Origin of the sequence: Mesorhizobium sp. M0048 (assembly GCF_040323405.1) — a bacterium.
GTDB lineage: Bacteria > Pseudomonadota > Alphaproteobacteria > Rhizobiales > Rhizobiaceae > Mesorhizobium.
Genome location: NZ_JAMYUV010000007.1, coordinates 194100 through 207777, shown reverse-complemented (window position 1 = coordinate 207777; position 13678 = coordinate 194100). Strand labels below are relative to the sequence as shown.

At 64.1% G+C, this 13678-nt stretch carries 12 protein-coding genes; 3 read left to right on the top strand and 9 right to left on the bottom strand.

Going from position 1 to position 13678, the window contains the following annotated elements:
• Nucleotides 1–28: 28 nt before the first annotated feature.
• The 3 genes from NKJ84_RS10335 to NKJ84_RS10325 all read left to right on the top strand — a co-directional run bounded on the left by NKJ84_RS10335 (nt 29) and on the right by NKJ84_RS10325 (nt 3436).
• Nucleotides 29–1579 (top strand): cation:proton antiporter, encoded by a 1551-nt coding sequence (locus NKJ84_RS10335; protein WP_352506365.1) that lies wholly within the window; start codon nt 29–31, stop codon nt 1577–1579.
• Nucleotides 1580–1668: 89 nt separating this feature from the next.
• Nucleotides 1669–2583 (top strand): endonuclease/exonuclease/phosphatase family protein, encoded by a 915-nt coding sequence (locus NKJ84_RS10330; protein WP_352506364.1) that lies wholly within the window; start codon nt 1669–1671, stop codon nt 2581–2583.
• 7 nt (nt 2584–2590) lie between these two features.
• Complete coding sequence (locus tag NKJ84_RS10325) at nt 2591–3436, top strand: EamA family transporter (RefSeq protein WP_352506363.1); 846 nt, start codon at nt 2591–2593, stop codon at nt 3434–3436.
• Here the strand turns inward: NKJ84_RS10325 and NKJ84_RS10320 are convergent, their stop codons facing one another.
• From NKJ84_RS10320 to NKJ84_RS10280, 9 genes are all read right to left on the bottom strand, one after another.
• A complete protein-coding gene (locus NKJ84_RS10320) occupies nt 3437–3748 on the bottom strand; it encodes a Dabb family protein (RefSeq protein WP_352506362.1) in 312 nt (103 codons plus the stop codon).
• A 10-nt stretch (nt 3749–3758) separates the two neighbouring features.
• A complete protein-coding gene (locus NKJ84_RS10315; protein WP_352506361.1) occupies nt 3759–5387 on the bottom strand; it encodes a GMC family oxidoreductase in 1629 nt (542 codons plus the stop codon).
• A 12-nt stretch (nt 5388–5399) separates the two neighbouring features.
• Complete coding sequence (locus tag NKJ84_RS10310; protein WP_352506360.1) at nt 5400–6161, bottom strand: 3-ketoacyl-ACP reductase; 762 nt, start codon at nt 6159–6161, stop codon at nt 5400–5402.
• Nucleotides 6158–7672 carry a GMC oxidoreductase gene (locus NKJ84_RS10305; protein ID WP_352506359.1) on the bottom strand — a complete coding sequence of 505 codons (1515 nt, stop codon included), beginning with the start codon at nt 7670–7672 and terminating at the stop codon, nt 6158–6160. The genes NKJ84_RS10310 and NKJ84_RS10305 overlap by 4 nt, the downstream gene beginning before the upstream one ends.
• A 5-nt stretch (nt 7673–7677) precedes the next feature.
• On the bottom strand, nt 7678–8793 hold the full coding sequence (locus NKJ84_RS10300) for an ABC transporter ATP-binding protein (protein ID WP_352506358.1): 1116 nt from the start codon (nt 8791–8793) through the stop codon (nt 7678–7680).
• A gap of 4 nt (nt 8794–8797) precedes the next feature.
• On the bottom strand, nt 8798–9742 hold the full coding sequence (locus tag NKJ84_RS10295; RefSeq protein WP_254816905.1) for a carbohydrate ABC transporter permease: 945 nt from the start codon (nt 9740–9742) through the stop codon (nt 8798–8800).
• Nucleotides 9739–10698 carry a carbohydrate ABC transporter permease gene (locus NKJ84_RS10290; RefSeq protein ID WP_352506357.1) on the bottom strand — a complete coding sequence of 320 codons (960 nt, stop codon included), beginning with the start codon at nt 10696–10698 and terminating at the stop codon, nt 9739–9741. The genes NKJ84_RS10295 and NKJ84_RS10290 overlap by 4 nt, the downstream gene beginning before the upstream one ends.
• A 142-nt stretch (nt 10699–10840) precedes the next feature.
• Nucleotides 10841–12094 (bottom strand): ABC transporter substrate-binding protein, encoded by a 1254-nt coding sequence (locus NKJ84_RS10285; protein ID WP_352506356.1) that lies wholly within the window; start codon nt 12092–12094, stop codon nt 10841–10843.
• Nucleotides 12095–12154: 60 nt separating this feature from the next.
• On the bottom strand, nt 12155–13666 hold the full coding sequence (locus tag NKJ84_RS10280; RefSeq protein ID WP_352506355.1) for an aldehyde dehydrogenase family protein: 1512 nt from the start codon (nt 13664–13666) through the stop codon (nt 12155–12157).
• Nucleotides 13667–13678 lie beyond the last annotated feature (12 nt).

The following is a 13678-nucleotide window of genomic DNA, read 5'->3' as shown; positions in this document are numbered from 1 at the left end:
TCGCCCGGCTTCACCGCTACGATAAGGCATGGCGCTTTTTGAACTCACCCTTGTCCTGCTTCTCATCGCGGTCGTCCTGACCGCGCTGTCGCGGCGTCTGCAGATTCCCTATCCTTCATTGTTGGCGCTGGCCGGCGCTGGCATCGCCTTCCTGCCGTTTGCCCCGACCATCGAGATCGACCCGGAGCTGGCGCTCGCTCTGTTCATCGCGCCGGTTCTGCTCGACGCGGCCTACGACACGTCGCTGCGCGATCTCAACCGCTACAAGGTTTCACTCATCCTGCTGGCGCTTGGCGCCGTCATCTTCACCACGGTGGCGGTCGCTCTGGTGGGCTGGACGATGGCAGGCCTGCCCGTCGCCGCCGCCATAGCGCTTGGCGCGATTGTGGCGCCGCCCGATGCGGTGGCAGCGGCGGCCGTGCTCGGGCAGTTCAAGGTACCGCACCGCATCACCGCCATCCTGGAAGGCGAGAGCCTTCTCAATGACGCGACGGCACTGCTGATCTACCGAATGTCGGTTTCCGCAGCCGCCGGCTCCATCCTGTTGAGCAGTGCCGTACCAATGATCCTGCTGTCGACGGTCGGCAGCCTTGCCGCAGGCTATGTGCTCGGCCGGTTGTCTCTCGCCATACTCGGCCGTATCGACGACCCGGCGAGCGGCACCGTGGTGCAATTCGCCTCAACCTTTGGCGTCTGGATCCTGGCCGACAGGATAGGGCTGTCCGCCATCATCACGATCGTCGTCTATGCCATGACGATCGCCCGTACATCGCCGCGCCGCATGCCGGCAAGGAATCGTGTCAGTTCCTACTCGGTCTGGGAGACGGCGGTGTTCGTGCTCAACGTCCTGGCCTTCGTCCTGATGGGCCTGCAAGCGCGATCGATTGTCGGTCGACTTGCCGAGCAAGGACAAAGCGAGGCGTTCGTCTTTGCCCTGGCGGTGCTGGCCATTGTCATCGTATCGCGGCTCGTCTGGGTGCTGGGCTGCGGCGCGATCCTCAGAGCGCTGGCACGTCTGGGCGACGAGGACAGGCGGAAGGACGCACCGACATTGCGCGGCGGCGTGCTCATCGGCTGGTGCGGCATGCGTGGCCTGGTGACGCTTGCGGCAGCCTTCGCCTTGCCGGCCGACTTTCCGGGCCGTGATCCGATCGTGCTCGCCGCCTTCACGGTCGTGCTCGGCACATTGGTGCTGCAAGGCGTCAGCCTGAAACCGTTGCTGCTTCTGCTCAATCTCGACCTCGACCGGACGGTCGACCGGGAGGTGGCGCAGGCGCGCGTCGCCATCATGCAGGCGGCGCTGGACGTGCTCAGCGGCAAGACATCGAGCGCGGCCGGGGCGGTGCGAGAGCAATATGCCGCCCAGCGCGCCATCGCCGAAAACCCGGAGGATGCCCAGGCGGCGACCGAGTATGACAGATTGCGTCTTTACGCCATCAAGAGCCAGCGTGATGCGCTGGAGCGTTTGCGCATCGACGGGACGATCGGCGACGAAGCCTACCACCGCCTTGAGGAAGAAATCGACTGGTCGGAACTGGCAGCATCCCCGCCCGGTCGGTTCCAGCCGCTGACCACTTAGCATCTGGCCCAAGCTCCCTCCGCCCGGCTGCACATTGCAAGGCTGTCAGCGAACGGCTACTGCCAGCAGGAAACTGAGCCGGATAAGCAATGAAGCTGGTCAGCTATAACATCCAGTACGGCTTCGGCAGCGATGGCCGCTACGACCTGGCGCGTTGTGCCAAGGTCGTGGCCGGCGCCGACATCGTCGCCTTGCAGGAGGTGGAACGGCACTGGTTGCGCAGCAACGAGGACGACCAGCCGGAACTTCTTTCGCAATTGCTGCCCGACTATCATTGGGTCTACGGGCCGGCCTTCGACATGGATGCCAGCCACCGGCGTGAAGGCCACATCGTCAACCGGCGGCGGCAATTCGGCACCATGGTTCTGTCGAAGCTTCCGATCGTCTGGTCGCGGCTGCATACGCTGCCGCTCAGGCGCACGCTGCGGCCGCTCAACACCCGCAATGCCGCACTCGAATGCATGATCCGCGCCCCTGCCGGTCCGGTGCGGGTGCTGTCGTTGCATCTGGCGCATATCGCGGCCGAGGAGCGGCTGGAGCAGATCGACTATTTGCTCGCCGAGCATCGCAGCGCGCCGTCCGAGGGCGGTCCATGGAGCGGCGCCGACGACGAGCCGGCGCGCAACTGGAGCAATGGCGAACAGGAGCCAGAAAACCCCGTAGCGGCGATCTGGTTGGGCGACTTCAACATGGAGCCGGATAGCGCCGAGTACCGGCGCATTGTCGGCAGCGCGCCCTATCATCGCGGTGCCGCCTATCTCGACGGTTTTGTCGATGCCGCCGCCGTCGCAATGGAACCGACAGCGGATTTCCACACCCATGTGAAGACTATCGATGGCAGGCTGGCAAAGCGCCGGCTCGACCATTGCTTCGTCGGCGGCATGTTTGCCGGGCGCGTGCGCTCGGTCAGCGCCGATATCGGCCAAATCGCTTCCGACCATTTTCCGCTCTGGGTCGATATCGACCTGGAGACGCCGATCGTCATCGGGACGGGCGGCGGATGAACCGCCGATGAGCCTGTTTGTCTTTTTCGCGGTGCTCGCCGCCGCATCCATGCATGCGATCTGGAACGCGCTGGTCAAGGTCCATCTCGACCGTTTCCTGTCGATCACACTGATGACGCTCGGCATGGGTGCCGCTGCGCTGGTGACGTTGCCTTTCGTCGAGGTGCCGAAGCCGGAAGTGTGGCCATACATCCTCGCCTCGGTTGTCTTCCACATGGGCTACAGGACGTTCCTGATCGGCGCCTACAAGGCCGGCGATTTCGCCCAGACCTATCCGCTGGCGCGCGGCACCGCGCCATTGCTGGCCGCTTTGGGGGGCGTTGTGGTGGTTGCCGAGATGCCGGCGCCGCTCGCCATTCTCGGCATCCTCTTGTTGTCGGCGGGCACGCTGGTGCTGTCGTTTCGCGGCGGCGCGCATCTGGAGAAATTGAACCTGCGCGCCGTCGGCTTCGCGCTGGGCACATCGATCTTCATCGCCAGCTACACGCTGTCGGACGGCAGCGGCGCGCGGCTGGCCGCCACCGCGTCGAGTTATGCCGCCTGGCTGTTCGTCTGCGATGCGCTGTGGGCGCTGGTGCTATGCGTCGTCTTTCGCGGACCACAGGCGCTGCCGGTGCTGGCGCGCGACTGGAAGCCCGGAATCTATACCGGCGTGCTCAGCGGCGGCGCCTACTGGATCGTGATGTGGGCGATGACCAAGGCGCCGATCGCCTCGGTGGCGTCGCTGCGCGAAACATCGATCCTGTTCGCCATGATGATCTCGGTGTTCGCGCTCGGCGAGAAGATGACGGCATGGCGAGGTGCCGCGGTGCTTAGCATCGTTGCCGGCGTCGTTGCGCTGAGAATGGGATAGTCACGCGATCTCCAGATCAAACACCATCAGCCCGTCGGTGCCGCCTTCGAGCGCCGCGACCAGTTTTGCGCCGGCTCGCTGATGCGCTTCATGCTCCAGATAGGCATCGCGTGCCGCAGCGTCGCGAAAGTCGATGGTGAAGCCGTGCGTGAATCCGCGGGCGAAGGGTTCCGGGCTGGTATTGGCGCTGAATTCGACCTTGCCCATGCCGTCGATCACCGCCCGCAACGCTTCGAGATCGGCATGGATTGCCGCGCGGTCGGCGTCGGCGACATCGTTGCGAAATCTGACGAAGACACAGTGCCTGATCATTCTTTGTCCCTCATGCCGCTTGGTTGGTGGAAAACACCGCCGGCGGCAGCGGCTCGCGGCCAAGGATCAGATCGGCGCCTTTTTCGCCAACCATGATCGTCGGGGCATTGGTGTTGGAGGAGGGGATGCGCGGCATCACCGAGGCGTCGCAGACGCGCAGGCCCTCGATACCGCGCAGCCTGAGATCTGGCGTTACCACGCTCATCGCATCGTGGCCCATGCGGCACGTGCCGACCGGGTGGTGGTCGGTCTTGGAACTGCGGCAGGCGTAGTCGAACAGCTCGTCGCCGCTCTGCAGGTCGGGTCCCGGCAATACCTCGCGCAGCACATAGGGCTGCAGCGCCTTCTGCCGCATGATCTCGCGCGCCAGCCTCAGCCCCTTGATCGACATATCGCGGTCATAGGGATCGGACCAATAGTTCGGATCGATCAACGGGCGGTCGGCCGGATCGGCGCTGTTCAGCCGCACCGTGCCGCGCGAGTGCGGACGCAGGAAGGCCGAGTTCAATGTCACGCCCGGATTGTTCAGCTTCTCGACGCCGGCCTCGATGCCGGAGCCGAGGCCGAGATGCAGCTGGATGTCGGGAGAGGCGGCGGTCGGATCGGCGTACCAGAAGCCGCCGGTCTCGAACAGGCTGGAAGCCACCGGGCCTTTCTTCAGGAGCAGATACTGCAGGCCGGCCCAAGCCGTCCAGTGCAGCTTGGCGTAGTTGTCGTAGGTGTGATCGCCGGTGCATTCGGCGATGACGAACAGGTCGAGATGATCCTGCAGGTTGGAGCCGACGCCGGGCAGATCGTGCACCGGTGTCACGCCGACCGCCTTCAGATGGTCGGCCGGGCCGATGCCCGACTGCATCAGAAGCTTCGGCGAGCCGATAGCGCCGGACGAGACGATCACCTCGCGCTCGGCGCGCAGGATCGTTGGCTGGCCGCCCGGCCTGTCGACGATCTCGACGCCGACGGCGCGGCCCTTGTCGACGACGATGCGTGTCACCAGAACGCCGGTCCTGACGGTGAGATTCTTTCGCTCGCGGATCGGCCGGAGGTAGGCGACAGAGGCGGAGGAGCGCTTCGCGTCCTTCTGCGTCAGCTGATAGTAACCGACGCCCTCCTGGGCTACCCCGTTGAAGTCGGGATTGAAGGGGATGCCCATCTCCTGTCCGGCACGGAAATAGGCCTCGCAGATCGGCAGCGGCGCGATCGGGTTCGACACGCCGAGCGGGCCCTGGTCGCCGTGAAAATCGTTGGCATAACGCTGATTGTTCTCGGCGCGTTTGAAATAGGGCAGCACGTCGCGATAGCCCCAGCCGGCAAGACCTTCTTCCTTCTCCCAGGCGTCGTAGTCGCGGGCGTTGCCGCGCGTGTAGATCTGCGCGTTGATCGACGAGCCGCCGCCGATCACCTTGGCCTGCGTGTATCGGAAGACACGGTCCTGCATGTGCTTTTGCGGCACCGTCGACCAGCCCCAGGCGGCGATGCCCTTGGTCATCTTGGCGAAACCGGCCGGCATGTGGATCAGCGGATGCCAGTCCTTGCCGCCGGCTTCGAGCAGCAGCACCTGATGCGACGGATCTTCGCTCAGCCGGTTGGCGAGTACGCAGCCGGCCGGGCCAGCGCCGACGATGATGTAGTCGGTCATGGCGTCACCTGTTCATAGCCTCGGCACCGACAGCGCGCCGTCGACATTGATGACCGAGCCGGTCGAAAAGCCGAACTTGCCACCGGCGAGTGCTGCCACGGCTGCACCGATATCTTCGCTCTTGCCCCAGCGCATCGCCGGCACCAGCCCGCCGTCGATCAGCCCGTCATATTTGGCGGTCACACCGGCGGTCATGTCGGTGCGGATGATGCCCGGGCGCACCTCGAACACGGCGATGTTTTCGGCGGCAAGCCGCAGTGCCAGGTTCTTCACCCACATCGAAAGCCCGGCCTTGGAGATGCAGTAATCAGCACGTTCCGGCGAGGCCATGGCGGCACTGACCGAGGTGATGGTGATGATCGATCTCGCACCATCGCTCGGCAGGCCGAGCATCGCTTTGGCGACGTGCTGGCTGAGGAACACCGTGCCGCGCAGATTGATGCCGAGCACCCGGTCGAAATTTTCCGGCTTGAGCTCGAGCAGATCGCCGCGCAGGACGGCGCCGATGCCGGCATTGTTGACCAGGCAGTCGATGCGGCCGAAGGCGCTTGTCGCGGCCTCGATCAGCGCTGCATGGCCGTCGAGGTCGGCGATGTCGCAACTGACATAGGCGAATTTCGCGCCGCGCCCGGTGATGTCGGCGGCGAGCCCGTCGGCGGCTTCGTCGGCAAGGTCGGAGACGAGGATGTCGAAGCCTGCATCGGCCAGCGCCTCGGCGCAAGCAAGGCCGATGCCGCGCGCGCCGCCGGTGACGATCGCTGCGGGGCGGCTCATGTTGCAAGCTCCGTCTTGCGGATATGATCGGCGACGCGCAGCGCCTGTGCGGCGATCGACAGCGCCGGATTGACGGCGGCCGAATTCGGCAGGAAGCCGGCATCGACGACGAACAAATTGCTGTGGTCGAAGGAGCGGCAGAACGGGTCGAGCGGCGAGGTCGCTGGATCGTTGCCCATCTTCACCGTGCCGCACTGATGCGAGGGCGTGCGCTTGTCAAACGGCCGCGACAGCACGATCGGATAGCCGCAGGCGCGGAAATTCTCGCGCATCACCTTGGTCAGTCCGTCGAGCGACTGCATGTTGGAGCGCCGCCACTGCATGACGATGTCCTTGCCGTCGACCATGATGCGGCTCTCGGGATCGGGCAGGTCCTCGCACATCAGATACCAGTCGACGGCGCGGCCAGCCATGAAATCGAGCGCGAATTTGGGCGCGCGCCTGACATTGGCCTTGAGGATGTTGCCGTCGATCTTGCCGAGGAGCTGGACATTGCCGAGCGGCTTGCCGCCCTTGCCGTCGGACAGATAATAATCGTTCAGCATCAGCGTCTTCTGGTAGACGGATTTGTTCCGGCGGCGTGGATCGATCGCCAGCATGGCGCTCGAATTGTGGTTCATGAAGTTGCGGCCGACCTGGTCGGAGCGGTTGGCCAGGCCTTTGCCACCGCCTCTGCCCTGAGGGGTGGGCGAGCGCAGCAGGATGGCGGCGGAATTGACTGCGCCGGCCGATAGGATGACCAGCTTCGGCGCGACTTTCTTCAGCGTACCGTTCTGTCGATAATGGACGGCGATGATCGTCCTCGCATCCGGCGATGCCTCGAGATATTCGACATGGGCGCCGGTCTCGAGCTTGATCTTCTGGTCGGTAAGGGCGGCGGCCAGCGGTCCCGTTTGGGCGTCGACCTTGCCGGTCCCGGTGTTGGGAAACGCGTCCCACGGCGTGCTGCCGTCTTTCAGCCAGGCTTCGATGTCGACGCCGAGCGGCAGCGATGCCGGGTGCAGGCCGAGGCTCCTGAGCTCGGCGCGGGCGCGCGCGATCGGCGGCTCGTCGGGTATCGGCCCGAAAGGGTAGGGCATCGAGTGGAATGGCTCGGTCGGGTCTTCGCCGAGTGCACCGCGCACGCGGAACAGCTGCTCGGCCCTGGAATACCAGGGTTCGAATTCCTCATAGGAAAACGGCCAGGCCGGCGAGATGCCGCCATAGTGCTCCATCTCCGAAAAGTCTTCCCTGCGGTAGCGGATCAGCACCGCGCCGTAGAATTTCGAATTGCCGCCGACATAGTAGTAATTGCCCGGGTTGAAAGGCGCTCCGCCGGCCTCGAGCCACAGCTCCTTCGGCCGATAATGGCCGTCGACGAAGATCGCGTGGGTGTCGCGTGTGTGCGGCGTTGCTGGCAGTGGTTCGCCGCGCTCCAGCATCAGGATCGAGGCGCCACCGCCGGCAAGGCCGGAGGCGATCGTGGCGCCGCCTATGCCGGAGCCGATGATGACGATGTCGGGATTTGTCATGGCCGTTAGACGATGCGTTTCTCGGTCGCCGGATCGAAGAACACCGCCTTAGTCAGGTTGAAGGCGAGCGGCGTAACCGTGCCGGGCTGGATTTTGGCATCGGCGCGCAGCCGCGCCACCACGGCCTTGCCGCCGAGATTGGTGACCGCGAACGTATCCGAGCCGGCCGGCTCGATGACCTCGATGTGACAGTCGGCGCGGGCGATGTTCGCGGCGTTGCGTTCGGCACCCTCGGGATCGGTCAGTGCTTCCGGGCGGACGCCGAAGATGATCGGTTTTCCCTGGAATGCCGACAGGCCGGCCGGCGCATTGCCCAGCGGCAGCGAGATCGGCTGGCGCGCCTCGCGCTCCATGACGACGGAGAAGCCGCTGCCGTTGCTGCCGATCGTCGCCGGGATCAGGTTCATCGCCGGCGAGCCCATGAAGTCGGCAACAAACAGGTTGACCGGATTGTTATAGATTTCGGCTGGCGTGCCGAACTGCTGCACCTCGCCGTCGCGCATCACCGCGATCTTGGTGGCCAGCGTCATCGCCTCGATCTGGTCGTGGGTGACGTAGACGATGGTGGTGCCGGTGGTGGCGTGCAGGCGCTTGATCTCGATGCGCATGTCGACACGCAGCTTGGCATCGAGATTGGACAAAGGCTCGTCGAACAGGAACAGCTTTGGATCGCGCACCAGCGCCCGGCCCATGGCGACGCGCTGGCGCTGGCCGCCGGAGAGCTGGCTTGGCTTGCGCTTCAGCAAATGGCCGATCTGCAGGACCTTCGCCACCTTGTCGATCGCCTTCTGGCGCTCGCCGGCCGGCACGCCGCGCATCTCCATACCGAAGGCAATATTCCCGGCCACCGTCATGTTCGGATAGAGCGCGTAGCTCTGGAACACCATGGCGATGTCGCGCTTGGAGGGGTGAAGATCGTTGATCGTGCGTCCGTCGACGCGGATTTCCCCTTCGGTGATGGTTTCCAGGCCGGCAATGGTGTTGAGCAGCGTGGACTTGCCGCAACCGGAAGGCCCGACCAGCACGAGGAAGCCGCCCTTTTCCAGGTCGAGGTCGATGCCTTTCAGGATCTCGACCGCTCCGAAACGCTTCTTCAGCCCGTCAATTTCCAGAAAAGCCATGCGATTATCCTTTGACGGCGCCGGCCATAAGGCCGCGCACGAAATAGCGGCCGGCGAGCACATAGACGAGGAGCGTCGGCAGCGCGGCGATCATCGCAGCCGCCATATTGACGTTGTATTCGACGACGCCGGTCGAGGTGTTGACGACGTTGTTCAGCGCCACCGTCATCGGCATCACGTCGCCTGAGCCGGCATATGCGGAGGCGAAGAGGAAGTCGTTCCAGATGTTGGTGAACTGGTAGATCACCGTCACCACGATGATCGGCAGCGAGTTGGGCAGCATGATGCGCCGGAAGATCTGGAAGAAGCTGGCGCCGTCGATCTGCGCCGCCTTCACCAGCTCGTTCGGAAACGCTTCGTAATAATTGCGGAAGAACAGGGTGGTGAAGCCGATGCCGTAGACGACGTGAACGAACACCAGGTTCACGGTTGGATTGCCGAAGCCGAAGGTGAAGCCGGTCGCGTTCTGCAGCTTGACACCGAACCGGCCGAGGCTGCCGAGGATCGTTGCCATCGGCAAGAGCACGGACTGGAACGGGATGAAGCAGGCAAACAGCATCAGCCCGAACACCAGCGTCGCCCCGCGAAAGCGCCACTTCGTCAGCACATAGCCGTTGAGCGCGCCGAGCAGGGTCGAGATAATGACCGCCGGAACCACCATCTTGATCGAGTTCCAGAAATAACCCTTCATGCCGACGCAGGTGAGACCCGAGCAGACTTCGCTCCATGCCCTTATCCAAGGGGCGAAGGTCGGCGCCTGCGGCAGCGCCAGCATGTTGCCGTTCTGGATCTCGTCCATGGTCTTGAACGAGGTCACCAGCATGACGAACAGCGGCATCAGATAGAACAGCGCAAACAGCGCCAGCAGCCCGTAGATGACGATACGGTTGACCGTCCTGGCGCTGATACCGCCTGTGCTCTGGCGAGCAGGAGTGGCTATGGCGCTCATCGCGGCTTCTCCCGAAGCTCGGAATAGAGATAGGGAACGATGATCGCGGTGATAGTCATCAGCATGATCACGGCGCTGGCCGAGCCGACGGCCATTTCGTTGCGCTTGAAGGTGTACTCATACATGAAGTTCGACGGCAGCCAGGCCGAGCCGCCCGGCCCGCCGCTGGTCAGCGCGACGACCAGATCGTAGGACTTGATGGCGAGATGCGCGAGGACGATCAAGGCGGACAGGAAGATCGGCCGCAGCAGCGGGATGACGATGCGACGGTAGAGCTGGAAGGTGGTGGCACCGTCGATCTGCGCCGCCTTCAGGATCTCGCCGTCGATGCCGCGCAGGCCGGCCAGGAACATCGCCATGATGAAGCCTGACGCCTGCCAGACACCGGCGATGACCACAGTGTAGATGACGAAGTCCTTGTTCTTGATCCAGTCGAAATGGAAGCTCGTCCAGCCCCATTGGTGCAGCGTCTGCTCGAGGCCGAGGCCGGGGTCGAGAAACCATTTCCAGGCAACGCCGGTGACGATGAAGGACAGTGCCATCGGGTAGAGATAGATCGGCCGCAACATGCCTTCGCCGCGGATCTTCTGGTCAAGCAGGATCGCCAGGAACAGGCCGAGCGCCAGGCAGATGGAAATATAGAGGAAGCCGAAAACCCCCATATTGGTGATCGAGGTGTACCAGGAGGACGGCGGATCGCTTTCGAAAGTCCAGCGCCACAGCCGCTGATAGGCGCGTGGCCCGGTGATCGCATAGGAGGGAAAGGTCTTGGAATTGGTGAAGGACAGATAGATCGTCCACAGGATGAAGCCGTAGACGAAGACGATGGTGGCGGCGAAGCTCGGCGCCAGCACGAGCTTCGGCAGCGCATCCTGCAGGCGCGAGCGCACCGAAGCGCCCGGACGGGCACCGTGCTCCGGCGTCAGCGTGATACTGGTTTCAGCAACTATGCTCATCGATCCATTCCGTATCGCGGGTCCGGAATTCTGTCGTCGCGGCCTCTGCGGCACGAAGCGTGCCGGTCAGCGCAACCGCAAAACCCCTCCGCAGGGAATCTCCCCGGCTTGCGCCGGGGAGATCGTTCACATGGGCGCGTGCTTACTTGGCGTCTTCGATCGCACTGACCAGTTGGGTCACCGCCTCGTCCGAGGTCTTGATCTGGCCGTGGACGAACTTCGAGACGACATCCTTGTAGGCGTTGGCAACCGCCGGAGGGGCGCCGTAGCCTTGCGCCAGCGAGCCGAACAGCGTGCCGCCTTCATTGGCGGCCTTCAAATCGGCCATGCCCTTCTTGCCGCATGCGTCGAAGTCGGTGTCCGGCACGTCGGTGCGGGCCGGGACCGAGCCCTTGACGACGTTGAAGGCCGACTGGAAGCTCTTCGACAGAGTTGCGGTGGCCAGAGCGATCTGGGCGGCCTTGCGGTCTTCCGGAACCTTGAACATGCCGAACATGTCGGAGTTGTAGATCACGCTGCCGTCGGTGCCCGGGAAGCGATAGCAGAGAAAGTCGGTGCCCGGGACCTTTTTGGCGGCGTTGAATTCGCCCTTGGCCCAGTCACCCATCACCTGCACCAGCGCATCACCCTTGATGACCATGGCGGTGGCGAGGTTCCAGTCACGGCCCGAGAAGTTCGGGTCGACATAGGTGACGAGCTTGGCGAGGTTGTCGAACGACTTCTTCATCGTGTCGGACTTGAGGGATTCCTCGTCGAGGTCGTTGAAGGCCTTCTTGTAGAACTCAGGCCCGCCGGTCGACAGCACGACCGAGTCGAACATGGTCGCTTCCTGCCAGTTCTGGCCGCCCAGCGCGAGCGGGATGACGCCCGCCGCCTTGGCCTTGTCGAGCAGCGCGATGAAGTCGTCGAAGGTCTTGGGCTCGGTGCCGCCGATCTTGTCCATCACCGCCTTGTTGATCCACAGCCAGTTGACCGAGTGGACGTTGACCGGAGCCGCGACCCACTTGCCGTCATAGACGGAGAATTTCTGCAGGGCGGCGGGAACGGACTTGTCCCAGCCTTCCTTTATCGCCGTCTCGGTCAGGTCGCCCATGACGCCGGCCGCGGCGTAGTCGAGCACGGTATAGCCAAGCATCTGCGAGGCGGTCGGGTAGTTGCCGGCCGCCACCATCGCCTTCAGCGCGGTCATGGCGGCGTCGCCGCCACCGCCGGCCACCGGCACGTCCTTCCAGGCAAAGCCTTCCTTGGCCAGATCTTGCTTGAGCACGTTCAGAGCGGCAGCTTCGCCGCCCGACGTCCACCAATGCAGCATCTGGACTTCCTTGACGTCCTCGGCATGGGCCGCGAACGCAACGCCCGCTGCGAGACCCGTCCCGATAAGCAGTTTGCGCAACATGTACTTCCTCCCTTGTTGAACTTACAACGACCGGCGGATGGCCACCGGGTTCTTCCCAACTCAGCCGACCCACCATCCGGTGCGCTGGCCGCGATGAAACTGGATTGTCTTTTCCTCGGTATAATCCTCGACGGCGCGCTTGCCGAGTTCGCGTCCCAGACCGGACTGCTTGTAGCCGCCGAAAGGCAGTTCGGGATAACCTTCCATGAACGTGTTCACCCAAACAGTTCCCGAACGCACATTCCGCGCCACCGACATGCAGGTATCGATGCTGGCGCTCCACACGCCCGCCGACAGACCATAGGGCGTGTTGTTGGCGATGTGCAACGCCCTTTCAATCGATTCAAAAGTCAGCACCGAGAGCACCGGACCGAACACTTCCTCGCGCGCAATGGCCATGTCTTCGGTGACGTCGCGAACGATGGTTGGATCAAGATACTGGCCGGCGCTCGCAGCAAGCTGCTTGCCGCCGCTATAGATCCGGCCGCCGCCGTTTTCCGCTGCCGTCACGTAGCCGGTGACCTTGGCCATGTGGTCGGCGGAGATCATCGCGCCGACCTTGGTGCGGTCGTCGAGCGGGTCGCCAACAGTCACCTTGGCGGTGAGGGCTTTGACGGCGCCGAGGAACTCATCGGCGATCGCCTCATGGACGATTAGCCGGCTGCCGGCATTGCAGCATTCGCCGGCGTTGAAGAAGCCGCCGAATACCGCCGCGTCGGCGGCGGCATCGAGGTCGGCATCGGGAAAGACGATCTGGCCGTTCTTGCCGCCGAGCTCCATCGAGACTTTCTTCAGCGAGTTGGCGGCAGACGCCATGGTCATCCTGCCGACCCGGGTGGAGCCGGTGAACGACACCATCTCGACCAGCGGGTGGCTGACCATCGGTGCGCCGATATCGGCGCCCAGACCGGCAAGGATGTTGACGACGCCATCCGGCAGGCCGGCCTGCATCAGGATCTCGCCGAGCACGAAAGTCGAGGCCGAGGTCATCTCGCTCGGCTTGATCACCGCCGTGCAGCCGGCGGCGAGCGCGAAGGGCAGTTTCTGGCTGACGATAAGGAACGGGAAATTCCACGGTGTGATGATGGAGACGACGCCGATCGGTTCGCGCAGCACGACGCCGAGCATGGCGTCGCCGAGATTGGCGTAGCTTTCGCCGTGAAGCGTGCGGGCAAGTGCCGCGGCATAGCGCCAGATATCGACGGCGCCGCCGATCTCGCCGCGCGCCTGGGCAATCGGCTTGCCGGATTCCAGCGCGTCGAGCCGGGCAATCTCGTCCAGCCGCGCCTCGATCAGGTCAGCAGCCTTGAGCAGGATCGCGGCGCGCTCGGCGGCCTTCATGCGCGGCCACGGGCCGGTCTCGAAGGCCCTGTGCGCGGCCTGTACCGCAGCCTCGACGTCCGCCGCGCCGGCCTGTGCATAGCGCGAGACGGTGAAGCCGTGGCCGGGGCTGCTGCGCCCCAGCGTGCGGCCGTCCCGAGCGTCCACGAACTTGCCGTCGATCAGCAGCCGGTAGCTTTTCGGCGCTGCGGCTGCCTCGGCGGGCATGGCGATGTTGAGAGGTGCGTTCATGTGAGTTTCAGG